The organism is Aeromonas sp. 130281 (assembly GCF_056642115.1).
Genome location: NZ_JBWVQS010000001.1, coordinates 512,260 through 537,360, shown reverse-complemented (window position 1 = coordinate 537,360; position 25,101 = coordinate 512,260). Strand labels below are relative to the sequence as shown.

Below are 25,101 nucleotides of genomic sequence, written 5' to 3'. Positions count from 1 at the left end.
GTCGTCTTGGGCCCATCCCCTCCACCCATCTGATTTACCGACTCAGGCGGCGCAGGTAGGCCACGCTCTCCCGCAGGGGGTCTCCCGACAGCTCCTCGACGATGATGGGAACATGGGTCAGCTGGCACTGCGCCAGCATGAGCAGCACCTCGGCATAGTCGATCAGCCCCTGCGCCAGCCCCACCGATACCTTGTTGCGCCCCTCCAGAATGAAGTTCTTGAAATGAAACAAGCGGATATGCTCGCCATGCAGGTCGAGAAAATCCGCCAGGATCTCGCGCCAGTCCGCGACATTGTCGGCATCCAGCAGATTGGCCAGATCCAGGGTCACCAGGAAGCGCTCCCCCAGGCGGGCGTTCAGCCACGTCAGGCTACGGGCATCGTGAATGATGTGATCGCACACCGCTTCCACCAGAAAGTCGCAACCGGCCTGCGCCAGATCGGGCCTTAGCTGGGTCAGGGTCTGCTCCACCCTGTGAAAGGCGGCGGCGCTCTGGTTGTCCGGGTGCCGGGTCCACTCATCGTCGTTCAGGGAGCCGGTCTCGCTGCCCACGGCGCCGATCTGGCAGCGCCGGGCGAGCTCGATGTTGAGGCGCACCCGCGCCAGATCCCGTGCCAGGACGTCGGCGTCGGAGTGGGCGGGGTTGAAGTAGCTCGCCAGCAGGAAGAGGGGGAGGCCGGCCTCTTGCAACTGCTGGATGTGGGTGGTCAGGGCGTGGATATCACGGGCCTGATAGGCCTCGGGCCAGCTCTTGTGCACGGCGAGCTGCAGCCCGTCGAGGCCGAGCTCATGTGCCTGGGCGATCAGCGCCGCCGGCGACTGATCCGCGAGATCATGGGCGCGGGCCCCAATCTTCAATCTGTTCATTGCATGCTCCAGTGGGTCATGGCTGTCTCTGACAGCGGTTTGGCGCCTGGCGAGGGCCGGCATCAGAAACGGCTTGCGAGCCCAGGGGGCCCGCAAGTTCAAGAGGCAAGCGGCGGCGCGACTGGCCCCTGTGGGAGGCCAGATACGGGCGCTTGCCATCGGCACTGTCAGTGCTTCATCAGGCGGCAGGGGCCGGGACGACGGCATCGGGGGCGGGTTGCGGGCCCTTGTTGTACTCCTGCTCGAAGTACTCGCGCACCATGGGGGCCGACAGACCGACCACCACCTGCAGGTTCTTGCCCGAACGCATGACCCCCAGGGCACCGGCCTGTTTGAGGGCCTTGTCATCCTGTACCTGGGTCTGATCCTTCACCACCAGGCGCAGTCGGGTCTGGCAGTTGCCTATGGTCTCGACGTTGTCACATCCCCCGACACAACGCAGTATGGCGGCGGCTCTGAGGCGATCCGGCTCCTGACCGGCCACGGCCTTGCCAGACTGCTTGTCGCGGTAGTCCTGCTTGGAGTAGAGACGCACGTCATCTTCCTCCTCTTCATCGCCACGACCCGGGGTGAGGAAGTTGAACTTCAGGATCATGTAGCGGAACACGAAGAAGTTGATGGCGGCGAAGCCGAGGCCCAAGGCGAGGTGGATCCAGATGAGGTGAGCATGGTTCTTGGCGTAGAAGACCCAGTTGAACAGGATGATGTCGTTCAGACCGCCCCCCATGAAACCGACCACGCCGGACAGATAGAGCGCCACGCACAGGGTCGCACCTATGATTGCGTTGACCAGGTAGAGCACCGGCGCCACGAACAGGTAGGTAAACTCGATGGGTTCGGTGATGCCGACCGCCATGGCGGTGATGATGGCCGGGATCACCAGGGCGGCGATCTTGCGCTTCATCTTCTGCTTGGCGGTGGCATAGATGGCGAGGCCGGCCCCCAGGGAGCAGAACACGCTGATGTTGCCGTACAGGGAGTAGCCGGCGGCCGGGAACTGATCAACCAGGGGCACGGTGGACGCCGCATAGGTGGAGACGTTCTCGATCCAGTGGGTATAGAGGCCGCCGTCGACCACGGCCGGGCCGAAGAAGAAGGGGAAGTAGACGAAGCGGTGCAGGCCGGTGGGCACCAGGATCCGCTCCACGAAGGCGAGCAGCCACATGCCGAAGGCATCGGCTTCCACATAGAAGCCCTGCATGGCGTTGATCCCCACCTGGACCTTGGGCCAGAACTCGCAGGTCAACCAGGCCATGGGCAACATGACGAAGAAGGAGATGATGAACACCAGGCTCATGCCCTGGAAGATGGTGAGGTAATCCGGCAGCTTCTTCTCGAAGAAGCGGTTGTGGATCCAGGTCACCACGCCGCCGATGATGAGGGAGAAGACGATGCTGGTATCCAGCGTCTTGATGCCCCCCACCAGCGCCAGGCCGCTGGAGCCGCCCACTTCCTGATTGAAGTTGACCCCGAACTCAGGCCCCCAGAAGGTGAGCATGCTGTTGGTGAAGTAGTTGTAGGCCATGTAGGCAAAGAAGGCGACCAGCGCCGCCCGGGCCTGCCCTGTCCTGGCGAGACCCACCGGCAACGCCATGCAGAACAGCAGGGGGAAGTTGCGGAAGATGGTCCAGCCCCCCGACTTGATGATGGTCATCACCTTGAAGAAGTTGGAGTCGGGGTGCGCCAGGTCCCCCATGATATCGGGCATGGTGAGCAGCCCGGTGATGGCGAGCAGCAGACCGGTAAAGGGTAAAAAGGCAATGGGGACAGCCATGGCACCGCCAAAGGTCTGGAAGGCCCCCATAAAGTTCCGTTTGGACATTAAGTTTTCTCCGAATGGTTACAGCAATAAAGTGTTCAGGCCAGCCACTGGCCCTGCTCCAGCTCGAGCAGCAGCAACATCGTCAGCGCCTGGGCATAGGGCACGGGCGCCATGGCAATGTCGCAGTAGTACTGATGGTCATGACCGACCATGGTGCCTTTGGAGGCCTCGAGGACGATGCCGTCCCCGTCGATGCGCTGCCAGACGGCCCGGGCCGCCCGCAGGGCCGGTTCAATCCTGGCCTCATCCAGCAGGCCCAGACGGACACAGCGCAACATGCCGTAGGCGATCCCCGCCGTGGCCGAGGACTCCTGAGGGGAATAGGGATCATCCAGCACCGTGTGCCACATGCCGTTGTCGGCCTGCAGCTCGCACAGGGAGCGCACCTGGCGCGCCACCACCTGGGTGAAGTAGCGCCGCACCCCGGCATCCAGGTGATCCCCCATCAGATCGATGAATTCGGGGATGGCTACCGTGATCCAGGCGTTGCCCCTGGCCCAGAAGGCCTCGGCGTAATGGTGCCGGTCGAGGAAGGTCCAGCCGTGGTACCAGAGGCCGCTCTTGGGCTCGCTCAGGTAGCGGGTGTGCAGCAGGAACTGGTAGACGGCCTCGTCGATCAGATCCTGGCGCGCCAGCACTATCCCGGCGGTGCCGAGGAAGAGGCAGGTCATGAAGAGGGTGTCGTCCCAGAGCTGGCCGGTATTGGGCTGCTCCTTCACCACGTGCTGGAAGCCGCCCTCCTCGGTCCTGGGCAGGTTGGCCATCAGATCGTCGGCCCAGGCGTTGACCGTCTCGCGCAGATCGGCGCGGCCGCTGTGGCCTGCCAGCAGCGCCAGGGTGATCATGGGAGCCGTGGTGTTGATCTGCATGGCGGGCAGCCCTCTGGCTATCTGCCCCTCATACCAGGCCAGCAACGAGGCTTGCAGTTCGGCATCCTCCTTGTGCCGGGCATAGCGCCAGAATCCGTAGAGCCCGACCCCGACCTCCCACTCCCACTGTTCGAACTGGATGGCCAGGCCCTGGCTGGCGGTCAGCTCGCCCATGCCTTTGAGCTGGCAGAAGCCGCGGACCACCCGCTCCAGGGTGGGGATGAGTGCTTGCTGGTTCATTGTGCCTCTCCACGATAGGTGATGATGGGATCGCATCCCGCCTCGGCGGGGAAGGAGTGGGAGACCCCCTCGATCAGGCAGTTGCCCTGCCAGTCCAGGCGCATGAGCTCAGACTCCGGAGTACAGGCGATGGCTGTCTCGCCCTCGAGGCGGACTTCGAGCTTGGCCATGCGTTGGCAGAAGGCCGCGAAGGCGGCGTCGTCGCCATGGCTGACCTCGATATACCAGGCCACCCGGTGCGCCTTGGCGCGATATTCGTTGCCAGCGGTCATCCCGGTCGTTACCGCGCACAGGGGGGCCGAGCAGCCGATGGCGGCAAAGGCATTCCCGGCCCGGATCAGGCAGCCGTGGGCCGTGGCGATCACCCGATCGAAGGCCTCTGCCGGCAGATAAAGGTGGGTCCATGGGAAGGGGTCATCCTCGGTCAGCCGATAGAGCTGCAGGGTGCGGTTTTCCATCTGCATCACCCGCGGCAGCACGCCGTTGCCGGACCAGTAGGAGGGACGCTGCTCGCCGCCGGGCTCGGCTTCGCCGGGGTGGTTGACCCAGAACTTGGCGTCGTGACCGGAGGCGAACTGCACATCCACCAGATGTTGCTGATGGCCGCGCTGACCGCTGTGGTGGTCGACGCAGCTGGAGAGGCTGACCCCCGGCTCCTTCCAGACGACTATCTTGCCGCCTCCCGCCTGATAGCAGGCCGCCAGCGTGCCCTGTTGCAGGGTCGCGTAGCGGTCGGCCTCGAGGGGAGGCTGATAGTCGCTGGCACAGAACAGCGGCAGGGAGGCGCACTTGCGGTTATACCAGCCGCCGCCCCAGGCGACGTTGCCGTAGGCCGACAGCTCGGTGAGCACCCCGGCCAGCAGCTCTTTCTCGTAGACCCGCCCCATGGTGCCGGCGGCGATCCCGGCCTGATAATGCAGGGAGCTGAGCAGCATCAGCCGATCGATGAGCGCCTTGGCGCGCTCGCGCACCCAGGCATCTCCCGCCAGCTGATAGAGCGCGAACAGGCCGATGTAGTCGACCGGGTAGTAGGGTGCCGAGTTCCACTCGACGAAGCCGTGGCGATCGATGGCATCGAACCACTGCGCCAGACGCTCTGCCGCGATGGCGCGTTGCTGCTCGCCGCTGCGTCCCGAAGCCAGGAAGCGCTCGTGGGGGAACAGCTGGCCAGCCAGATATTGGGCGGTGTGGAAGCAGAGGGTATGGTTCTCGCTCCAGAACCACATCACATCGTTGCCCGGCTCATCCAGCCAGTAACGGTAACCGAGGATGGCGCTGCGCACCCGGCGCCACAGGGTGGGGGGGAAGTGCTCGCCCTGATGGCGCTGCCAGATCCAGAGCAGCGGGACCAGAGAAAAATCGGAGCAATCCTCGCGGGCGCTGATCCGCGCCAGGGTATCTAGCAGCAGTTGATCGGCCTCGGCCGTGAGCTCGCCGCAGTGCAGCATGGCCAGCAGGCGGGCGGTGCGATCCATGCCATGACGGGCGGTGTGGCGCAGCGCCTGCTGCTTGCGATCGCTCAGGCTGGTTGATTGCTCGGCCTGGCCGAGGGGTTGCATGACGTTGACACCAATGCTGCGGCTGATGGTGACGCCGGCGCAGTGGATGTTCAGCACGATCTGGTAGTGCGCCGGACCGATATCGGCAGGGAGCGCCAGGGTCAGCACCTGGCTGCCCGGCGCGAGGGGGCCGAAATCCAGCTGACGCGCCTTGAAGTTGTCATTGCCCATGCCGTGGATCTCGCCTTGCAGGCGCACGGGGTGAGTCGGTGCGGCCACGCCGAGCCGGATGCGGGCCTGGTTGTGCCAGGCGCTGAGTTCGGGGCGCATGGCGCCAGCAAACTGGCACAGCTCATCGAGCACGTCGGCATCGACATGGGGCAGCGAGACCCCAAGAGGCGCGTGACCACGGTAGATGAGCCGCAGCGCAAACAGAGTATCCCGCTCGAACAGCTCTTCCAGATGAATCAGCAGGGTGTTCTTGCCCGCCTGCAAGGGCAGCATCAGCTCGCAGCTCTGCAGCTTGTTGCGGGTGAAGGGGGTGAACCGGGCGATGGCCACCCCGTCGCACCACAGGCGGGCCCCCCCACAAGTCGACAGCTGGAAGGGATAGTTGCCCGCCTCGTCGGCATGCAACTCCACCTCCAGCCAGCGCTGCACATGGAATGGCACACGCTGGAAGGAGGAAAAAGAGACGGTATCGCTCTCGCCGGTGAAACTCACCTGAGTGCGCGGCAGGGCGTCATCCGGTTCGACGGTACGATCGGCCATCTGCTGGCGGAAAATACGCCGGCAGAAGGCATCTTCTTGCGGCCCGGCACCATTCTGGAAGCGGTAATCCATGGTCATGTCCATGGCTTCACCGGCAAAAAACTCGGCGAATCGCTCCTCGCGGGGAGCGGATACGCTAAAACGGGTGAGTGCCGCATTTGGCTCAAGCACCCAATTTCCAAGCTTCATACTACTCTCCTTGAAGCTATTGAGACCCATAGGGATTATTAATATTGAGTAATCAGACGAGCCCCTTTTTATGTTATTAAAGGGACTCGCCACCTTAATGAATATAAAAACAGATGGCAGCGTGTTTTAACGGCAATTGATGAAAGTCATTGGGCCGTTGGACATCTGATTTCATCTCTCATTCAACGCAATGATGCAAACTGTGACCTGAGCGACAATATGTCGACAGTCAACTGGCTAATGTTTCCTGAACTGGAGCCTAACCATAATGTTTGCTCATCCAGTGATAGCGAAATGTCAATTTCAGATAAGTCTGTGTTGCGTGACACAAGGCCCATATTCAGCGATGAATGATCACTCGAAATGAATGACAGGGGTCATTGGATTCCCTTTTTACTTCATCTCTCACGGCTCTTTATTTATCGTGTCATAGAACCTGGTTGGCATTGACTTTCAAGGGTGCTGTCGTTATTCACTGACTCCAATGGCTCTCGATATCGTAGAGGTGAGCCTGGGGCCTCTGCCCTGGGATAGCCTACTCAGGTCTAGAAGATGTACTCAATCCCGACGCGCCAGCGCCACTGCCAGTCGTTGGGGTAGGGGTTGTCATCGGCCGGATCGTTGTATGATACGTAGCCGATTTCGGTGAAGGGTCGCCAGTTCTTGTTGATGGGGACACGGATGGTGACGTTGTTAAGATATGAATACTCTTCGCCATTGAAGTCAGGATAATCGAGCTTCTTATATTCGAAGTCATAGGCAACAGACCAATTCTCTGCGTTATAACCAAGATAATAATTCAACTGGAAATAATGACCGTTTTCCTTGTTGAGCGAATCATCGTAGTTACGCTGACCCACCCGGAAACGTGCGGCAGTATAAAAATTGGGATTGAACCAGTAAGTCGGTTTGAAATGAACACGCAGATCTTGCACGTCATTGGTGATCTCGGTATTAAAGCCGGCTTCCCACCACCATTTGTCATTGGGCTTGGCAAGATAGCTCAGGTCATATTCAGTGCCCGTGGTGTGAAGTTCATCGAAAGCACCTTCACCCTCACCTCCGTTGGTAAATTTGGATTCGACACCAAACCCCCAACCATTATCGAAGCGGTGGGAAACCACCAGACGATCGCTTTGTTGATCCTGTTTTTCCAGGAACTCGTGTCGATAATTGAGGCTCCATGCATTTGCATTCATGCTGGTGAGCGCCGAGCAGACGGCGATGGCTGCACACGTGAATTTCAGCGTCATAACGTTCGATCAATCCTATGAAAAAAGCTACTGACAGTGGTCCCATTGCCAGATAGCGCACGTGGCTTTCAATCTGGATTGGACTCGTTGGTGTCGAATTTGGTGGCGGAGCACGGCCGCGTGGAGGTCAGCACGCGCATCTGTAAGGACGTGCTGGCCTGGTTTCATCTTACCGGGTACTTTCATTTTCAAAACGACGGTTCAAATATAGTTCATTTGGCGTTTCATTTACAACGGTGGCGCCATGATGAGATACGAAAATGGGATCTATATCTATATAAAATGAAACGACGTTTCTTTTGTGGGTGCTGGAGGGGGTTGACTGGAACTTGCTGGGGAGCGTTCAGGGCCGAAGACGAGCAGGCGGTGTCTGCGATGAGCCAGAAACGATCTGGCCCTCGGAAAGAGGGCCAGTGAGGATGGACATTGTGTCTGGGGGTTTAGCCCTGGCGAGCCTTGAATCTGGGATTGCTCTTGCAGATCACGAACAGCTTGCCGCGCCGACGCACGACCTGGCAGTCCGGGTGACGTGACTTGGCTGATTTCAGGGAGGCGAGTACCTTCATGACTTCTCTTTTCCTTTGTTGAAGAATTGGCCGAATCGCTGGCCGAAGCGGGCGACTTGTCCTTCCTTGCCGACCTGCTTCTGCTTGCCGGTATAGAAGGGGTGGGAGGCACTGGAGACATCCAGCGTCACATAGGGATAGGTGTTGCCATCTTCCCACTGCTTGGTGCGATCGGTCTGCAAGGTGGATCCGATCAGGAAGCAGGTGTTGCTGGCCAGATCGTGAAACAGGACCTTGCGGTATTGAGGGTGAATGTCGGGGCGCATGATCGTCTCTTATGTTATGTTATAACACGAAGTCATGATGCGACGGATGAGAATCAATATCAACCATTTTTTTCTCCCGAGGTGGTCAGGCAGGATGGAACGCGCTCAGAAAAGGGAAGCGGGAGGAATGCGATGTGGTCATGACAGGGGAGAGCGATGGATTGTTGAGCGATGGAAGGGGAACGAGAAGTTGAGTCTTTACTTTTGGTTTTTACTGTATAAAAATACAGTTAACCATCATGGAGACGTATCCTATGCGCCTGGAAATCATCATCGACAGAAAACATCAGATCCCCACTGCGACCATGGAGGCGCTGCGTCAGGAGTTGCTCAAGCAACTGGGCGAGCGATTCCCTGATCTGCATGTGCGGGTCGCCCCGGGCAGTGCCATGGCCTTGACGGTCAGCCGAGCCAGCAAGGAGGACAGGGAGCTGGCCGAAGCCATGGTGCAGGAAGTATGGGAGAACGCCGAGAGCTGGATGCCGGAGGCAGAAGGCGCCGAGGCCTGATCAGGGGGTGGTTGTCGATTTGCCTGTCCTGATCGGGCTGGCGTTCACCCCGATTTGAACGAAACGCAGCTCAAGGCTGCGTTTCGTGTTTGTGGGCAGGCAACCTGGCACTTAGCCAGGCCAGGAGATTCAGAGCCCGGCCCAGCGTTTGAGGCTGCCGCTCTGTACCCGCTGGTTGGCCTCTGCGATGTCGCCATTGGCGCGCAGTGCCTTGAGGGCAATGGGCAGGGCAGTGCGCACCTCGTCGGCCGTCATCCCTGCCTGGAGGGCGGGATGATAGGCGAGCTTGAGCAGCACATAGTCGAGACCTGTGGGGAAGCTGTCGATGCTGTTGTCATTGAAGATGGAGGGAAACACCTTGTTCGAGTCGTTGGGCAGCCCCATCACTTGGGTGAGCTCTTCCACCACGCAATCCAGGAAGCGGCCCTTGGCCCGGCTGTAGTCCACCGGGATGATGATGGTGGCACGGGTGATCTCGTAACGGGCATTGGTGGCGAAATTGGCCAGACAGACCCCCTCTTTGAGGGCAATGCCGACAGAGTCATCCTGGCGCATGGTACGGCCGGCCCAGCTGGCCATCTGCTGGTGCCTTGTCATGATGAGGGTGAGATTGGGGTTGTCGTTGACGAGCTGTATGGGGTGGCCGGTGATCCTGGCCAGATGCTGGCTCTGCACCTTGACCACCTCGGCCTGCAGCGCCTTGTCGCCAAATTCGTTGATGAGCTTGAGGCGGATGGGGCCTTGCCAGCGGGAGAAGTGCACCTGGCTCTCATGCCCATATTCCCGCTTCATGGCGACTTCCATGAAGCTCTGGACCAGATAGTCGTTGCTCTGCCAGCGTTCGGTGGCCTGCAGGGAGCCGGGCAGCAGCGCGGCGAGCCACAGGGCCAGCATCCGGCCTGGCGCGGTATGCCGAGGGCTGCGCCCTGAACGAGTGTGCCCTGGGATCATCTTGCCTCCTTGCAATCGATAGGGTCAGCCCGAGGTGCGCTCGATGTCACGCCAGGTGAGCCAGAGCCTGAGATCGAACTCCAGTTGATGATAGTCCGGTTCCATGTGCAGGCAGAGCTGATAGAAGGCCTTGTTGTGATCCTTCTCCCGCAAGTGGGCCAGCTCGTGCACCACTATCATCTTCAGGAAGGCGGGATGGGCCTCCTTGAACAGGGCGGCGATGCGGATCTCGTTCTTGGCCTTGAGCTTGTTGCCCTGTACCCGGCTGACATAGGTGTGCAGGCCGAGGGCATCCTTGATCACATTGATCTTGCCGTCGAAGATCACCTTGGAGAGCGGCGCCGAGCTTTTCAGGTAGCGGTTTTTCAGCTCCATGGTATAGGCAAGCAGCGCCTTGTCACTCTGGACGAGGTGGGTCTCGGGGTAGCGTTTGGCCAGCATCTCGCCGAGCTTTCCCGCCGCGATCAACTGCTGTACCTGGTGCTTGAGGGGATCAGGATAGCCCCCCAGATAGGTCAGTTCCGCCATGATGTCTCCCCCTTCACACTAAAAAAGAGCGCCATTGTAATCATGATGGGCCCCCTTGAACACAGGTCTGCACGCCAATGAAAGGGGCCGTCGCTGTTGCCAGCGACGGCCCCGACTTTCGTCAATCTGTCTCAACGCCGGCGATAGAGACCCGGATCCACCTCTTGGTAGCGGTCCGTCAGATATTGATAGAAGGCGAGGCTGGAGGGAGAGCTCGGCGTTTTCAGCTGCTCTGCCACCCGCTCCGGCTTGGCGATGATGAACTTGGGATCCTGCCGCCGGATGTCGGCCAGCACCCGTTCGCGCACGTCATAGGGCGGATTGACGTTGGCGAAGAACAGATAGGCGGAGGCGGGCTGGCGATCTGTCCACAGATAGTATTGCGGCTGTATGCCGTCGACCCAGATCTTGTCGGTCGGCCCGGTCTCGGCCTTGATCCTGTCGACCCGCACCTGGGCCGGCGGATTGAACGGCTTGCCCTTGAGGTTGCCCTCCCAGGCGTTGTTGACCAGCAGCGCCAGCATGGCGAGCGACGCCAGCCAGGGGGTGGCGCTGCGCACATCCCAGGCGCGCCAGAGCGGCACCAGGATGAGCACCGGCAGGGCCCACAGCAGGCTGTTGCCAAGCACTTCGCGCACCCGCGGCAGCGACCACTCCTTGGTGCTCCAGCCGTAACCGAGCTGCTGGGCCAGCAGCCAGCTCGCGGTCAGTACCACCAGGGAGATGCAGAGCAGGCCCAGGGCATCGGACTGCTGCTCGCTGCGATCCAGCAGGCAGGCGAGAGGCAGCAGGCCAAGCTGCAGGTAGAGCACGTCGTAGTGATCGAACACGTGGCCTGAGACGGAGTTGGCGATCAGGGTAAAGAGCACGCCGAACAGGGTGGCGCAGAGGGCGGGCAGATACCACTCCTGGCGGCGCCCCAGCATCAGCACCATGAAGGCGGGCAGCAGCATGACGAGGCCGGTGCGCAGCAAGCCGACGGCCCCCACTTCCGGCGAGAAGCCGTTGCCATAGCTCCCCTCGAAGAAGATGCCGAAGGCGTAGTATTTGAATTCGTCCAGCAAGCCGTGGTGCTGGAAGTAGGCAAACAGCGGGCCGCCGACCAGGGCCAGCCCCAGCAGGCTGGAGCAGAGCAGGCCGAAGGCGCAGCGCCACTGCTCACGCAGACACCAGTGGCAGAACAGCACCAGATACCAGGCTCCCCAGAAGGCGCCGTTGTTGGTGCGCATCCAGGCCACGATGGCGAAGGTGAGGGCCGCTACCAGGGCCGGGCCCCAGCGAAACTGCTTGTCCAGCAGCAGGGTGATGAAGGCCCACTGGGCGATGAGGGCCAGGTGGAAGGTCCAGTCCTCGGTCATGTTGCCGTAGTAGTAACGGGTGCTGTAGAGCGCAAGGATCGCCAGCATGCTGCCGAGGCGGGCCCGCAGGGAGAGCCCCAGCTGGGAGAACGCCTGCCAGCTGGCGAGCAGACCGAGCCAGCAGAGCACCCACTCCAGCAGCCAGATCCCGAAGAAACCGCCCAGGGAGTAGCCGAGGGCATCGAGGGCGAAGATCATGGGGCCCTTGATGTCGATCATGTCCCGATAGAGTACGCCCCCCTCGCTCCACATCTTGCCCATCACAGCAAACAGGGAGGCATCAAAGCCGGGCGCCATGCCGTGGAACAGCGGGTTGCGCAAGCAAAACAGCAGCGCCATCAGGGCGGTGAGCAGGACAACCAGCGGCTTGAGCCCGGGGTTGTAGCGCTGAGGGGTAAAACGGATGGCGTGATTCATGGATGACCTGTTCCTGCGGGAAAGACGTAAAAGCGGGCCTATCTTGCCGAGGCCGGCAGTCCGATGCAATGGGCTGGGGTGATGTGTTTGAAATAATGTATAAAAGTAGCGTTTTCAGTGCCCGCAGTGGGCTAAATGATTAGCGGGACCCGCTGTTGACTGGTGTTGCCGAGGCGGTAGTCCGCTGCAATGGGGCTGGGGACTGTGCTTGAAAAATGTAACAAGCGCCGCTCTCACGAAGAAAAGCGGCGCCTTGACAGGGGAGGGCCCGGCGAGGGGCCTCAGACCATGGGACTGGCGCCCTGGTATTCCACCAGTGCCGGCAGGAGGGCCAGCTCGGGCAGATGGCGGGCCCAGCGGATAAAGGCATCGGCCAGGGTGATGCCGAGCTCCTGATTGTGCTGGGTCAGGGTGCGGGCCAGGGCCGTGTAGCCCTCCTTGCCTGAGGCGGTGTAGGCGCTGGAGACCCCCCGATAGATGGCATCCATCTCGACGCTCTGCCACTGACCCGGACTCGCCTCCCATTCGAGGCGAGTGATCCGGCTCCCCTTGGGCCTGTCTGCCTGATAACTGAAGCGCATCCCGGCGGTATAGGGGAAGCTGCCGCTGCCATTGCCAACCACGCCGTTGTTGGTGGCGTTGTCGATGGCCCCCTCCAGCGCTTCTGCCAGCTCATGGCCGTGCACCCGGTAGAGGGTGAGCGGGATGGCAAAGGGCAGCAGGCGCCCGGCGATGTCCGCCTCGCTCAAGGGGCCGGGTTCGAGGGAGCAGCGCACCCCCCCTGCGTTGTGCAGGGCGAAGTCCACCTGGCCCACCTGCTCGCGGGCGCCGGCCAGCATGGCGCTCGCCACCAGGGGGGCGACCTGACTGCCAGCGGGCAGAGCAGCATCGGGCAGGCGCTGATGGTGCAGTGGCCCGGCGAGGTGGGTCACGATGCGCCGGGTCATGGTCTCGAGCTCGGGCCGGTAGCGCCTGGCCAGATGCTGCTCGATCTCGGGGGCCGGCTCGCAGAAATGGAGACCTGCCGGCGGGGGCGAGGCAAAGGGCCAGGGCTGCCAGGGCAGCCACTCCAGCTGGCCGCGGCTTTGGCAAACGCGCCCGCGCGCATCAAATTCCAGCTCGCACACCCCGAGACAGAGCGCGCTGTGGGCCGCATGCAGTATGGCGACCCCCTCGATCATCAAGGGGTAGCTCCCCTCGCTCATCAGCCCGAGCGGGGCCAGATCCCCCAGCTGGCTGTGGGTGTGGCCGCCGACAATCAGGCTGAGCTCGGGGAAGCGGGCCGCCAGCTTCTTGTCCTGCTCCAGCCCAAGGTGGCTGAGCAATATGATGTGCTCTATTCCTTCGGCCTTGATCTCGCCGAGGGCGGCGCTGAGGGTCTCTTCGATGCCGTGGAAGCGGGTATGGGGATCCGGGCTCGCGATGGCGGCCATCTGCGGCAAGGTGATGCCGAGCAGGGCGAAGGGGACGCCGTCGATGACGCGCCTGTGCCAGGGGCGGCTGGCATCATACAGCTGTGGCAAGCCGTGCAGCCGCAGCGGGGCATCGGCCGGCTCCTGGCTGCTGTCGAGGTTGGCGGCCAGCACCGGATAGTCGAGCTGGCGCAGAAACTCCACCAGCGGGCCGTTGCCGAGATCGAACTCATGGTTGCCGATCACCATGGCATCCGGTCGCAGCAGGCCGAGCAGGTCGGCGTTGGCCCGCCCCTTGAAGCGGTTGAAATAGAGCGACCCCTGGAAGGTGTCACCCCCGTGCAGCAGCAGGCAGGTCTGGCCCGCGGCGGCGGCCTGCTGGCGCAGGGCGGTCAGCCGGGTCAGGATGCGGCCGTAGCCGCCACATTGGGTGCGCCACTCGGACTCACCCTCTGGGGAGAAGCGCATGGGCGCGCCATCGAAATGGGAGTGGCAGTCACTGAAGTGGGCAAGTTGAACCGTAATACTCAAGGCTCGGTCCTCCTTAGGGAAAAAGAGCACCGAGTCTACTGCAAGGGGTGGGGGGGATGCCAGCCCGGCAGACGCCGGGCTGGAAAAGCGTCAGACGGTACTCAGGCAGGCACCAGGATCTGGGTGGCGAGGATCACCACCAAGAGGCCGACGGCGACCGGCATGGAGGTGCGTTTGACCACCTCGAACGGGGATAGATTGCCCATGCCCGCACAGGCGACCACCACCCCGGAGACCGGCGAGATGGTGCGACCCAGGTTGGAAGCCTGCAGCATGGGGATGACCAGGTAGGCGGGATTGACGCCCAGGCTGGTGGCAAGGTGCGGGATCAGCTCCACGAAGGCGTAGAAGGGGGCGTTGCCCGAGCCTGTGGTGAAGGCGGCCAGGGTGGTGATGACCACCAGCACCAGCATGATGATGACGCCGCCTGTGCCAAAGCTCTGGGCCAGATCCAGGAGGTTTGCGATGAAGCCGAGCCCCATCAGCCCCTGGGCGAAGACCCCGGCTCCCACCAGCAGCATGACCACGCCGGCGAAGGCGTCGGCCATGCTGCGCCAGCACACCTGCAGACCGTCCAGCAGCTCGCGGCCGTTGCGCTTGCGCACCAGCTCCAGCAGGGCGGCCAGCACCAGACAGATGACGATGATGGTGACGATGTCGAGCTTGGGGCCCAGCTTGCCGTCAAACAGCAGCACGCCGATGATGGGGGTGAACGGCAGTATGGCGTAGAAGCCGGGGGCGTCTGTGATGAGATCGCTCGGGGCAACCGCCTCGTTGTGCTCGCCGGACTTTCTGTCCAGATAGCGCTGCCAGAAGAAGTGGGTCACCGCCATGGCGGCTATGGCCGTCAGGGAGATGGGCAGGGTCAGCTTGAAGGCAAACTCGATGAGCTCCATGTTGGCGGCCTGGGCGGCCATCACCACGTCCCCGGAGGTGGGGGCCAGTATGATGGCGGCCGGGGAGGCGCACACCGCGGCCGCAGCGCCACGGGAGATCCCCATGTTGACCATCAGCGGGAACAGGGTCGCCATCAGCAGCACGCCGAGGCCGGTGGCTGAGCTCACCGCCAGCGACATGGCACAGGCCACCAGGTAGGCGGCCACCAGCAATATGTAGGGGGACTTGATGATGCCAAGGGGCTTGCTGGCCAGCTTCACCAAGATGGTGTTGGCGCCGATGTGGCTCATGTAGCCGGCAAAGCCGCACAGCACCATGATCAGCATGCCGAGGCCACCCCCCCTGTCGACCAGCAGGAAGCGCACGTACTCGAACACGTCTGTGGCCACGTGGCCGGTGGAGGTGACGCTGGCTGGCAGCACCGCCTTGCCCATCAGGGCGGTGATCGCCAGCAGCAAGAGGCCGCCGCTGAGCAGCACCCCGGTCGCCGAATAGCCCTTGAAGATGTAGCGACCCACGGCCAGGGTGACCAGGGTGCCAATAAGGAGTTCCATCATAAATAGGTTCCTGAGTATGGAGTGAGGTCGGGCATCTAACGGGCTGAGCAGAGGGTTGGACTGGCTAGCTCGACATGTGCCAACAAAAACGCCGGGATTATTACCTCATAAGGAGTAATTCTCCATGGGGATGGTGGCTGGCTGTGATCTCCCTTGCAAATCCCCATTCTGAACGGGTGGAAGCCGTCCCTTTGCCGCCCCCGGCTCCGAGAGCAGGTGACAGCGCCCCTGATCGCGGTTAATCTCCCACACTGACTATTAATTCATTGATTATTAATTGAATTTACGCCGGACTCACAAGGAGCAAGGCAGCACGACGATGGGACTCTTCAGCAAGACAGGGGCGGTGGCGGCCCTCATATATGCCGCCTCAATCGGAGCAGCACCCTCCCATTATGCAGGTATTCGGGTGGCGCCCGATATCAAGGTCGATTTCCAGTTCTATCGGGTATCTGGGGCCGATGTGGCCGCCGTGATGCGCCAGATCACCGCCTTGTCGCCTGCCCAGGCGGACGGCCATATCGGCAGGGCCAGCTATCAGCTCTCCTGGCAGTTGCAGACCAGGGCGACCCCGGCGCGCTGCGAGCTGGATCAGGCCCAGGTGACGGCCCGCATCCAGGTCAGGGTGCCGAACTGGATGGACAAGGGCAGGGCGTCCGCGGCGGAGCGGCAGAAGTGGGACAAGCTGGTGGCGGCCATGTTCGACTACGAGAGCCGTCACAAGGACATCTTGCTCGAAAGCGTCAGCCAGCTCGGCATCCGGTTCGCCCAGTTGCCCGTCGCCCGGGATTGCGCCGCCTTGCAGTATCAGGGTTGGCAACAGGGGCAGGCGGTGCTGGAGGCGACCCGGGATCGATTCGCCACCCTGGCGCAGCAGACCGATCGGGGGCGCAAGCTCGGGGTCAGCTGGCCAGAGGGCAGCTGATCGTCATCGCCAATAAAAAACGGGCTTCCCTTGGGGAAGCCCGTTTTGTTTGAGATCCAACCTGGGTTGGGATCAGGACGCCGGATCGCGCAGGGGCTTGCCCTTGAGCAGCCTGCGCACCCAGTAGCGGGCCGGATGCAGCGCCTCCAGCAGATCGGCGGCCAGCGGCAACGGATCCCCGCAGATCTCGCTCGCCACCAGCTCACCGCAGAGCGGCGCCGAGCACAGACCCCGGGAGCCGAGGGCGCCCAGCACATAGAGGCCGGCGTGCAGGGGCAGCGCGCGCTGCTGATCAGCGGGGGCTTTAGGGTCTTGATCCGCCAGGCTTGCCAATCTGGCGATTGGCCCTGCCACCGGCAGGTGATCCCGGCTGGCGCAGCGAACGCCCACCCGCGCCTCGTTGCCGCTCACGTCCACCTCGGCAGGCCAGCTCTGATCCGGCAGGCAGGCTTGCAGCCGCGCCCGGTTCTGAGCCTGCTCCTCGGCACTGAATGCGAGGGTGCTCTGATTGCGGCCATAGCTGGCCCCGATGCAGTGCGCTCCGTCGTGGGCCGGGGTGAGGTAGCCGTCGTAGCAGAGCACAGTCCTGAGCTGGCTTAACCGCGCCGTGGTCGGCACATGGCTCACCTGACCGCGCACCGGGTAGAGCGGCAGCTCCGCGAAGGGGAGCAGGGCGGGCAGCCGGTGACCGGCGGCCACCACCAGGTTGGGGGTCTGCCACTGGCGGCCATCCAGGCTCTCCACCTGCCAGCCGTCTGCCAGCTCGCTGATGGTGCTCACCGGTGTGTGGTACTCAAGGCGCAGCAGACCGCTGGCTTGCGCTTCTTTCAGGGCGGCGCGGGTGAGATCCGCCGGGCAGAGCCAGCCCCCCAGGGGGTAGCTGACGCCACCGTGGCCGCAGGGCAGGCCGACCACCTGCTCAACTTCCGAGGCAGAGAGTGGGTGCATCAGCTCGGGGGGGAAGGGACCCTGACCCATCTTGGCGAGCTTGGCGGCGGACTTGTCGTCGTAGCCGAGCTGGGTGACACCGCACAGGGAGAAGGCCACGGGATGGCGCGCGGCCAGGGCCAGCAGCCGCTGGCGGGCATAGCCGAAGGCGAGGGAATAGAAGCGCGACAGGGCGTCGTGCTCCCCGTTGAGCAGCGGATAGAGCGCCCCCTGCCGGTTGCCGGAGGCACCGGTGGCGGGCTCGCCCTCTTCGCACAGCAGGGTCACCTTGCGGCCTCGCTCCACCAGGGAGAGCGCCGTCATGGCCGAGGCGATGCCGCCGCCGATGATCAGCACCTCGCCGTCCCGGCCGGCGGGGCGGGCATACCAGGGGGAGATGCTCTGCTCGGGCACTTTGCCCTCCCACCTCCCAGCCAGCATCTCCCGCTTGCTGCCGTGTCCCTTCACCTTCTTCATGGCAAAGCCGGCGTCAATCAGACCGCGGCGCACGAAACCGGCGCAGGTAAAGGTCGAGAGGGTCGCGCTGGGGCGGGCGAGGCGAGCGAGGCCATCGAACAGTGCTTGTGTCCACATCTCGGGATTCTTGGCAGGCGAGAAGCCATCCAGATACCAGGCATCCACCAGACCCTGGGGGCCGTGAGGCACCTGGGGCAGCATCTCCTTGATGTCGCCAAGCCAGAGATCGAGGCGGATGCGGCCGCCGGCAAAAATGAGGCGGTGGCAGCCGGAGACCGGCAGTGGCCACTGATCGATGAGAGGCTGGCTAAGGTGCGCGAGCTCGGGCCAGGCCGCCAGGGCCTTGCAGAGATCGGCCTGGGCCAGGGGGTATTTCTCGAAGCTGATGAAGTGCAGGTGCGAGCCGTTGCCGGATTGGGGGGCCTGTTCCAGGAAGGCGGCCATTGTCGCCAGAAAGTTAAGACCTGTGCCGAAACCTGTTTCGCCAATCACGAAACTGTCACTATCGTGGTGCGAAAATCGTGCCGGTAGGTGATTTTGCAATAAAAAGACGTAGCGGGTTTCACTTAGACCGTTATCATTGGAAAAGTACACATCCCCGAACTCACTGGAGACTGGAGTTCCCGCTTCATTCCAGTCCAATCGGGCATGATGTAAGGATGTTTGACTCACGTTTTCCTCTGCTCGCGTCATAAATTCGCGGGCATTCTACGTGAAAGCAGACCAGTTTGGCAGCCGAAAGCGGGTAGACTCGGTGCCAGTTTTTCCAGACGAGATGAATTAATGAGAAGAGCAGTGATCACCGGTATCGGCGTCATCTCCAGTATCGGCAACAACAAGGAAGAGGTGCTGGCCTCCCTGAAAGCAGGCAAATCCGGCATCACCTATTCCGAGCAGTTTGAACAGTACAACCTGCGCAGCCGTGTCTGGGGTAACATCAAACTCGATCCGTCTGAACTGATCGACCGTAAAGTCATGCGTTTCATGGGTGACGCCGCGGCCTATGCCTATCTGTCCATGGAGCAGGCCATCGCTGACGCGGGTCTGCCAGAGGATCAGGTCTCCAACGAGCGTACCGGCATAGTGGTCGGCTCCGGCGGCGCCTCCGGCAAGAACACCTCCGAGTCTGCGGACATCGCCCGTGAGAAAGGGGTTAAGCGAGTGGGTCCCTACATGGTGCCGCGCACCATGTCCTCCACCACCTCTGCCTGCCTGGCCACCCCGTTCAAGATCAAGGGTGTCAACTACACCATCAGCTCCGCCTGTGCCACCTCTGCCCACTGCATCGGTCACGCACTGGAGCTGATCCAGCTTGGCAAGCAGGACATCGTCTTCGCCGGCGGCGGCGAGGAGCTGGACTGGTCTTCCACCATCCAGTTCGATGCCATGGGTGCCCTCTCCACCAAGTACAATGACACCCCGGAAAAGGCGTCCCGTACCTATGATGCGGACCGCGATGGTTTCGTCATCTCCGGTGGCGGCGGCATCCTGGTGGTCGAGGAGCTGGAACATGCCCTGGCCCGCGGTGCCCACATCTACGCCGAAATCACCGGTTATGGTGCCACCTCCGACGGCTACGACATGGTCGCCCCGAGCGGTGAAGGCGCGGTGCGTTGCATGAAGATGGCGATGCAGGGTGTCGGCTCTGTGGATTACATCAACACCCACGGCACCTCCACCCCGGTCGGTGATACCAAGGAGCTGGAAGCCATCCAGACCCTGTTTGGCAGCAATGCGCCCAAGCTCTCCGCCACCAAGGCCATGACCGGTCATGCCCTGGGCGCCGCCGGCGTGCACGAGGCCGTCTACTCCCTGCTGATGATGGAACACGGCTTCATCGCCCCCAGCATCAACATCGAGAACCTGGACGAGAAGGCCGTGGGTCTGCCCATAGTGCGCGAGTACGAAGCCGCCGATCTAAATACCGTCATGTCCAACAGCTTCGGCTTTGGCGGTACCAACGCCTCCCTGGTGTTCAGCAAGTTCAAGGCTTGATGCTCACCGGATTGACATAGAAAAAGGCGCCGAAAGGCGCCTTTTTTATGGGTCAGATCATCTCAGCCGGCTCGGTCAGCGGCCGTCGCATATAGACGGCGCCCTCGCCGTACTCCTCCAGCGACTTGGGGGTCTTGGCTGGCACGAAGCCCTGCTTGCGCCAGAAGGCGGGGGCATCCTGAACCGCCACCAGACCTGCATGGCGATACCCTTCGCGGCTCGCGAAATCGAGCGCCGTGGCCAGCAGTCGCTGCCCGACGCCCAGACCGCGGGCCTTGTCCGAGACCGCGAGATCGTGCAGATAGAACTCTTCATGACCGGCCAGCGCCGTCATCGGCACCGAGAGAGGCGGGGGCTGGTGGGCACGCCAGGGATGGCAGAGCAGGTAACCGAGCACCCGGCCCTGATGCTCGGCGACCCAGCAGCAGGCGGGGGCGAGCTCTGCCTTGTTGCTCATCACCTCGAGGGGCTCGGGCTCCAGCTGGTGGTAGCACTCGCTCTGAATGGCCATGATGGCGGGCCAGTCGAGGGCCCGTATGGTTCTGATCTTGATCATCGTACTGGAGGGCGCGTGCCCCTGGTCAACCCTTGAAAGAAGGGGGTCAGCATAACCCAGGGGGCGTGCAAATTGAACCGCAGCCCCTCGTGGCTCAGCGAACGGCCTCTTTGCTCACCACCTTGATCAGCTGATAGCGCACCGAGGAGGCGTCTGCCGGCACGTCGGTGAGCTGTTCGGTACGCACTTCCAGTTGATAGCGGAAACCAGGCTCGAAGGTGAAGCCCTCGATCTGCTGGTAGAAGAGGGTCCAGCTCTCGCCCGGCTGGCTGCGCACCTGCATGCACTTCATGGGGGCGACACCGACGCAGTCGGCCAGCTTGTCCTGGACATAGAGGGTCTGGGTGGTCGGGGTGCTCTGGCAGGCGCTGAGCAACAGGGCGGAGCAGAGGAGCAAGGGTTTCATGATGGGTGTCCTTGGCGTAAAAGGGCGCGATTAAACCCTCAAATGAAAAGGCGGTCAATGACCGCCTTTGTAACAAACCATGACAACTCGCCGGATCAGCGTTGATCGAGGGGAGTGAAATCCCGTTGGGCCAGGCCGGTATAGAGCTGACGCGGACGACCGATCTTCTGGTCCGGATCCGAGTGCATTTCGTTCCAGTGGGCAATCCAGCCGATGGTGCGGGAGATGGCGAAGATCACGGTGAACATGGACATGGGGATGCCGATAGCCTTCATGATGATGCCGGAGTAGAAGTCCACGTTCGGGTAGAGCTTCTTCTCGATGAAGTAGGGGTCGGAGAGCGCGATGCGCTCCAGCTCCATGGCCACGTCCAGCAGCGGATCCTTGATCTGCAGCTCGGTCAGTACCTCGTGACAGGTTTCGCGCATCACGGTGGCACGGGGGTCGTGGTTCTTGTAGACCCGGTGACCGAAGCCCATCAGACGGAAGGGGTCGTTCTTGTCCTTGGCCTTGGCAATGTACTCGGGGATGCGATCCACGGAGCCAATCTCTTCGAGCATCTTGAGGCAGGCTTCGTTGGCACCGCCGTGGGCCGGACCCCACAGGGAGGCGATCCCCGCGGCGATACAGGCAAACGGGTTGGCGCCGGAGGAGCCGGCCAGACGCACGGTGGAGGTGGAGGCGTTCTGCTCGTGGTCCGCATGCAGGGTGAAGATGCGATCCATGGCGCGCTCGACGATGGGGTTGACCTTGTACTCTTCGGTCGGCACGCCAAACATCATGTGCAGGAAGTTGCCGGCATAGGAGAGGGCGTTGCGCGGCTGCATGAAGGGCTGGCCGATGGAGTACTTGTAACACATGGCGGCCAGGGTCGGCATCTTGGAGAGCAGACGGAAGGCGCAGATCTCGCGATGCTCTTCGTTGTTGATGTCGAGGGCATCGTGATAGAAGGCGGACAGGGCGCTGACCACACCGCACATGATCGCCATGGGGTGGGAGTCACGGCGGAAGCCGCGGAAGAAGAAGGCGATCTGCTCGTGCACCATGGTGTGGCGGGTGACCAGGCGTTCAAATTCCGCGTATTGCGTCTTGGTGGGCGCCTCGCCGTACAGCAGTATGTAGCAGACTTCCAGGTAACTGGCCTGGGTGGCCAACTGGGCGATGGGATAACCACGGTGCAGCAAGACACCCTGATCTCCGTCGATATAGGTAATGGATGATTTGCAAGCACCGGTGGCCATAAAGCCGGGGTCGAAGGTGAAGTACCCTTGCGAGCCCAGTTTTCTGACATCGATTACATCGGGTCCAACAGTACCGGACAGGATCGGTAGTTCTACCGGCTCTTTTCCGGGCAGATGTAGGGTGGCTATCTTATCAGCCATAGCACGTCTCCTTTGCTCTTTTATAATTTGGTTCCAGTCCTACTTTATTACGACTTTCATGACGCTGGCAAAGGTTCTTACCCGTACCACGGCGGCTGGAGCGCCTTATTTGAACCAGAGAACCACTCTCTTGTCAATTTTCATGAATGATCATTAATGACTTGTTAAAGCGGTTGTGAGATCTGGTTTACGGTTTTGGGTTTTCTATGTAGCTAATTGATTGTCATTGGTTAAGGCCGCCGATATACTGCGCCTCGTGGGTGATGGCCGTCGGTGTTTGAAACGCTTTCGCAAAGCCAGATGTGATATCTAAAATGTTGTTTTTGGCTTTTCCGAGTTGTTTTGGTAACAAAAACCTAACAAATGCCACTCCTCGCCCTCAAAGCGTGTGAAAACAATAACTAACGTGCTCAATGGAGCTGAGTGGGCAAAGCCGTGAAAAATAAACAGAGACCTGTAAACCTCGACCTGCAAACGATCAGCTTTCCTGTCACCGCCATCGCTTCCATCTTGCACCGTGTCTCAGGGGTCATCACCTTTGTGGCGCTGGCCATCTTGCTGTGGATGCTTGGAACTTCACTCTCCTCTCCCGAAGGATTTGAAACCGTCGTTGCCATCATGGACAACTTCCTGGTCAAGTTCGTGTTGTGGGGGATCCTGACTGCGCTGGCATACCACATAGTGGGCGGCCTGCGTCATCTGGTCATGGACATGGGGCATTGGGAAGAGCTGGATTCCGCGAATCAGAGTGCCCGGGTGGGCTTCGTGATTACCGGGATTCTGGCGGTATTGGCGGGGGTACTGGTATGGTAACCAATTCTGCAACTTTCGGGCGCAGCGGTGTTCATGATTACATCCTGATCCGCGCCACCGCCCTCATCATGACGGCTTACGTCCTCTATCTGGTGGGCTTTGTCGCCTTCAACGACATCACCTACGAGGTGTGGACCGGCTTCTTCGCCACAACCTTCACCAAGGTCTTCACCCTGCTGACGCTGCTGTGCGTCCTGATCCACGCCTGGATCGGTCTGTGGCAGGTGCTGACCGACTATATCAAGCCGGTCGGGCTGCGCGGTGCGCTGCAGTTTGCGCTGGTGGTGGTGCTGTTCGTCTATCTGATGACGGGTTTCGTCGTGCTGTGGGGTGTGTAAGGTGACTATTCCAACTCGTGAATTTGATGCGGTCGTGATCGGTGCCGGTGGTGCCGGCATGCGCGCCGCGCTGCAGATTGCCCAGTCCGGCAAGAGCTGCGCACTGCTTTCCAAGGTTTTCCCGACTCGTTCCCACACGGTTTCCGCCCAGGGCGGGATCACGGTCGCCCTGGGCAATGCCCACGATGACAACTGGCAGTGGCACATGTATGACACCGTCAAGGGCTCCGATTACATCGGTGACCAGGAAGCGATTGAATACATGTGCAAGACCGGCCCCGAGGCCATCTATGAGCTGGAGAACATGGGCCTGCCCTTCTCCCGCTTCGACAACGGCTCTGTCTATCAGCGCCCCTTCGGCGGTCAGTCCAAGAATTTTGGCGGCGAGCAGGCGGCCCGTACTGCGGCGGCTGCCGACCGGACCGGTCACGCCCTGCTGCATACCCTGTATCAGCAGAACGTCAAGAACAAGACCACCGTCTTCTCCGAGTGGTATGCCCTGGATCTGGTGAAGAACCAGGACGGCCACATCGTCGGCTGCACCGCCATCGACATGGAGAGCGGCGAAGTCGTCTACTTCAAGGCCAAGGCCACGGTGCTTGCCACTGGCGGCGCCGGTCGCATCTACCAGTCCACCACCAACGCCCACATCAACACCGGTGACGGTGTCGGCATGGCGCTGCGCGCCGGGGTCGGCGTGCAGGACATGGAGTTCTGGCAGTTCCACCCCACCGGCATCGCCGGGGCAGGGGTACTGGTGACCGAGGGTTGCCGTGGTGAAGGCGGCTATCTGCTCAACAAAGATGGCGAGCGCTTCATGGAGCGTTATGCACCCAACGCCAAGGATCTCGCCGGTCGCGACGTGGTGGCTCGCTCCATCATGATCGAGATCCGCGAAGGCCGTGGCTGCGACGGTCCCTGGGGCCCGCACATCAAGCTCAAGCTGGATCACCTCGGCAAAGAGGTGCTGGAATCCCGTCTGCCGGGCATCTGCGAGCTCTCTCGCACCTTCGCCCACGTGGATCCGGTCAAGGAACCCATTCCCATCATCCCGACCTGCCACTACATGATGGGCGGCGTGCCGACCAGCGTGAACGGCCAGTGTCTGACCCAGGATAAAGACGGCAACGACGTCCCCGTGGTCGGCCTGTTCGCGGTGGGGGAGATTGCCTGCGTCTCCGTGCACGGTGCCAACCGTCTCGGTGGCAACTCCCTGCTGGATCTGGTGGTGTTCGGTCGTGCCGCCGGCATGCACCTGGTGGAGACCCTGGGCGAGATGGATCATGGCCGCGAGGCCTCCGAGTCCGACATCGCCGCGGCGCTGGCCCGCTTCAATCGCTGGGAGAACAACCGCGATGGCGAGGATCCCGCCGAGATTCGCCGTGACCTGCAGCGCTGCATGCAGAACAACTTCTCCGTGTTCCGCGAAGGGGACGCCATGGCAGAAGGGCTGGCCGAGCTGAAACTCATCCGCGAGCGCCTCAAGAATGCCCGTCTGGACGACACCTCCAAGGAGTTCAACACCCAGCGCATCGAGTGCCTGGAGCTGGACAACCTGATGGAGACGGCGTTTGCCACCGCGGTTGCCGCCAACTTCCGTACCGAGAGCCGGGGCGCCCATAGTCGCTTCGACTTCCCGGAGCGTGACGACGAGAGCTGGCTGTGCCACAGCCTCTATCATCCGGACACCGAGTCCATGACCCGTCGTGCTGTCAACATGTCTCCGAAAACCCGTGAGGCATTCCCACCCAAGGTGCGGACTTACTGATTGCGGAGGCA

At 61.7% G+C, this 25,101-nt stretch carries 22 protein-coding genes; 6 read left to right on the top strand and 16 right to left on the bottom strand.

The features are described 5' to 3' along the window. Nucleotides 1–34 precede the first annotated feature (34 nt). From AC1IN8_RS02385 to AC1IN8_RS02355, 7 genes are all read right to left on the bottom strand, one after another. Entirely contained in the window at nt 35–868 is an 834-nt protein-coding gene (locus tag AC1IN8_RS02385; RefSeq protein WP_479757913.1) for a sugar phosphate isomerase/epimerase family protein, read from the bottom strand. A gap of 178 nt (nt 869–1,046) precedes the next feature. Continuing rightward, nucleotides 1,047–2,690 (bottom strand): alpha-glucoside-specific PTS transporter subunit IIBC, encoded by a 1,644-nt coding sequence (locus AC1IN8_RS02380; RefSeq protein ID WP_139435385.1) that lies wholly within the window; start codon nt 2,688–2,690, stop codon nt 1,047–1,049. Nucleotides 2,691–2,725: 35 nt separating this feature from the next. Next, complete coding sequence (bglB, locus tag AC1IN8_RS02375) at nt 2,726–3,799, bottom strand: beta-galactosidase BglB (protein WP_479757912.1); 1,074 nt, start codon at nt 3,797–3,799, stop codon at nt 2,726–2,728. Further along, nucleotides 3,796–6,258 (bottom strand): hypothetical protein, encoded by a 2,463-nt coding sequence (locus tag AC1IN8_RS02370; RefSeq protein WP_479757911.1) that lies wholly within the window; start codon nt 6,256–6,258, stop codon nt 3,796–3,798. Before AC1IN8_RS02370 ends, bglB begins: the two co-directional genes overlap by 4 nt. A 545-nt stretch (nt 6,259–6,803) precedes the next feature. After that, nucleotides 6,804–7,511: an oligogalacturonate-specific porin KdgM family protein gene (locus tag AC1IN8_RS02365; protein ID WP_106887010.1), complete on the bottom strand. Its 708-nt coding sequence runs from the start codon at nt 7,509–7,511 to the stop codon at nt 6,804–6,806. A gap of 440 nt (nt 7,512–7,951) precedes the next feature. Continuing rightward, nucleotides 7,952–8,077: a type B 50S ribosomal protein L36 gene (gene ykgO / locus AC1IN8_RS02360; RefSeq protein WP_025326720.1), complete on the bottom strand. Its 126-nt coding sequence runs from the start codon at nt 8,075–8,077 to the stop codon at nt 7,952–7,954. Further along, on the bottom strand, nt 8,074–8,343 hold the full coding sequence (locus tag AC1IN8_RS02355; protein ID WP_139435391.1) for a type B 50S ribosomal protein L31: 270 nt from the start codon (nt 8,341–8,343) through the stop codon (nt 8,074–8,076). Before AC1IN8_RS02355 ends, ykgO begins: the two co-directional genes overlap by 4 nt. Nucleotides 8,344–8,597: 254 nt before the next feature. On the opposite strand from AC1IN8_RS02355, the gene AC1IN8_RS02350 reads away from it, so the two are divergent. Then, nucleotides 8,598–8,852 carry a DinI family protein gene (locus AC1IN8_RS02350; protein WP_171273977.1) on the top strand — a complete coding sequence of 85 codons (255 nt, stop codon included), beginning with the start codon at nt 8,598–8,600 and terminating at the stop codon, nt 8,850–8,852. A gap of 129 nt (nt 8,853–8,981) precedes the next feature. On the opposite strand, the gene AC1IN8_RS02345 is transcribed toward AC1IN8_RS02350, so the two are convergent. The 5 genes from AC1IN8_RS02345 to dcuC all read right to left on the bottom strand — a co-directional run bounded on the left by AC1IN8_RS02345 (nt 8,982) and on the right by dcuC (nt 15,503). Next, the gene (locus AC1IN8_RS02345; RefSeq protein WP_247626357.1) at nt 8,982–9,746 is read right to left on the bottom strand and encodes a DUF2927 domain-containing protein; all 765 of its coding nucleotides are present in this window, start codon (nt 9,744–9,746) and stop codon (nt 8,982–8,984) included. 81 nt (nt 9,747–9,827) lie between these two features. Further along, nucleotides 9,828–10,331: a M48 family metallopeptidase gene (locus AC1IN8_RS02340; protein ID WP_319916908.1), complete on the bottom strand. Its 504-nt coding sequence runs from the start codon at nt 10,329–10,331 to the stop codon at nt 9,828–9,830. A 131-nt stretch (nt 10,332–10,462) separates the two neighbouring features. Beyond that, on the bottom strand, nt 10,463–12,106 hold the full coding sequence (locus AC1IN8_RS02335) for a hypothetical protein (RefSeq protein ID WP_162519158.1): 1,644 nt from the start codon (nt 12,104–12,106) through the stop codon (nt 10,463–10,465). A gap of 281 nt (nt 12,107–12,387) precedes the next feature. Beyond that, on the bottom strand, nt 12,388–14,049 hold the full coding sequence (locus AC1IN8_RS02330) for a bifunctional metallophosphatase/5'-nucleotidase (protein ID WP_479757910.1): 1,662 nt from the start codon (nt 14,047–14,049) through the stop codon (nt 12,388–12,390). A 101-nt stretch (nt 14,050–14,150) separates the two neighbouring features. Continuing rightward, a complete protein-coding gene (dcuC, locus tag AC1IN8_RS02325; protein WP_202045304.1) occupies nt 14,151–15,503 on the bottom strand; it encodes an anaerobic C4-dicarboxylate transporter DcuC in 1,353 nt (450 codons plus the stop codon). A gap of 319 nt (nt 15,504–15,822) precedes the next feature. Between dcuC and AC1IN8_RS02320 the strand changes: the two genes are divergently transcribed. Then, nucleotides 15,823–16,428, top strand: coding sequence for a DUF922 domain-containing protein (locus tag AC1IN8_RS02320; protein WP_404838316.1), 606 nt, complete (start codon nt 15,823–15,825; stop codon nt 16,426–16,428). A gap of 72 nt (nt 16,429–16,500) precedes the next feature. Here AC1IN8_RS02320 and mnmC read toward each other — a convergent pair whose 3' ends face one another. After that, complete coding sequence (gene mnmC, locus AC1IN8_RS02315; RefSeq protein ID WP_479757909.1) at nt 16,501–18,525, bottom strand: bifunctional tRNA (5-methylaminomethyl-2-thiouridine)(34)-methyltransferase MnmC2/FAD-dependent 5-carboxymethylaminomethyl-2-thiouridine(34) oxidoreductase MnmC1; 2,025 nt, start codon at nt 18,523–18,525, stop codon at nt 16,501–16,503. Nucleotides 18,526–18,615: 90 nt separating this feature from the next. Here mnmC and fabB point away from each other — a divergent pair, with 90 nt between their 5' ends. Further along, on the top strand, nt 18,616–19,827 hold the full coding sequence (gene fabB / locus AC1IN8_RS02310; RefSeq protein ID WP_202045310.1) for a beta-ketoacyl-ACP synthase I: 1,212 nt from the start codon (nt 18,616–18,618) through the stop codon (nt 19,825–19,827). Nucleotides 19,828–19,879: 52 nt separating this feature from the next. Here fabB and AC1IN8_RS02305 read toward each other — a convergent pair whose 3' ends face one another. From AC1IN8_RS02305 to AC1IN8_RS02295, 3 genes are all read right to left on the bottom strand, one after another. Continuing rightward, complete coding sequence (locus tag AC1IN8_RS02305; RefSeq protein WP_479757908.1) at nt 19,880–20,383, bottom strand: GNAT family N-acetyltransferase; 504 nt, start codon at nt 20,381–20,383, stop codon at nt 19,880–19,882. Nucleotides 20,384–20,477: 94 nt separating this feature from the next. Further along, on the bottom strand, nt 20,478–20,789 hold the full coding sequence (locus AC1IN8_RS02300) for a DUF4377 domain-containing protein (protein ID WP_025326732.1): 312 nt from the start codon (nt 20,787–20,789) through the stop codon (nt 20,478–20,480). A 95-nt stretch (nt 20,790–20,884) separates the two neighbouring features. Beyond that, the gene (locus AC1IN8_RS02295) at nt 20,885–22,171 is read right to left on the bottom strand and encodes a citrate synthase (protein ID WP_025326733.1); all 1,287 of its coding nucleotides are present in this window, start codon (nt 22,169–22,171) and stop codon (nt 20,885–20,887) included. Nucleotides 22,172–22,594: 423 nt separating this feature from the next. Here AC1IN8_RS02295 and sdhC point away from each other — a divergent pair, with 423 nt between their 5' ends. From sdhC to sdhA, 3 genes are read left to right on the top strand one after another with little or no spacing between them, the layout of a single operon-like run. After that, entirely contained in the window at nt 22,595–22,984 is a 390-nt protein-coding gene (gene sdhC, locus AC1IN8_RS02290; protein WP_025326734.1) for a succinate dehydrogenase cytochrome b556 subunit, read from the top strand. After that, nucleotides 22,978–23,322 (top strand): succinate dehydrogenase, hydrophobic membrane anchor protein, encoded by a 345-nt coding sequence (gene sdhD / locus AC1IN8_RS02285; protein ID WP_005326929.1) that lies wholly within the window; start codon nt 22,978–22,980, stop codon nt 23,320–23,322. Before sdhC ends, sdhD begins: the two co-directional genes overlap by 7 nt. A 1-nt stretch (nt 23,323) precedes the next feature. Then, complete coding sequence (sdhA, locus tag AC1IN8_RS02280; protein WP_025326735.1) at nt 23,324–25,090, top strand: succinate dehydrogenase flavoprotein subunit; 1,767 nt, start codon at nt 23,324–23,326, stop codon at nt 25,088–25,090. Nucleotides 25,091–25,101: the final 11 nt, after the last annotated feature.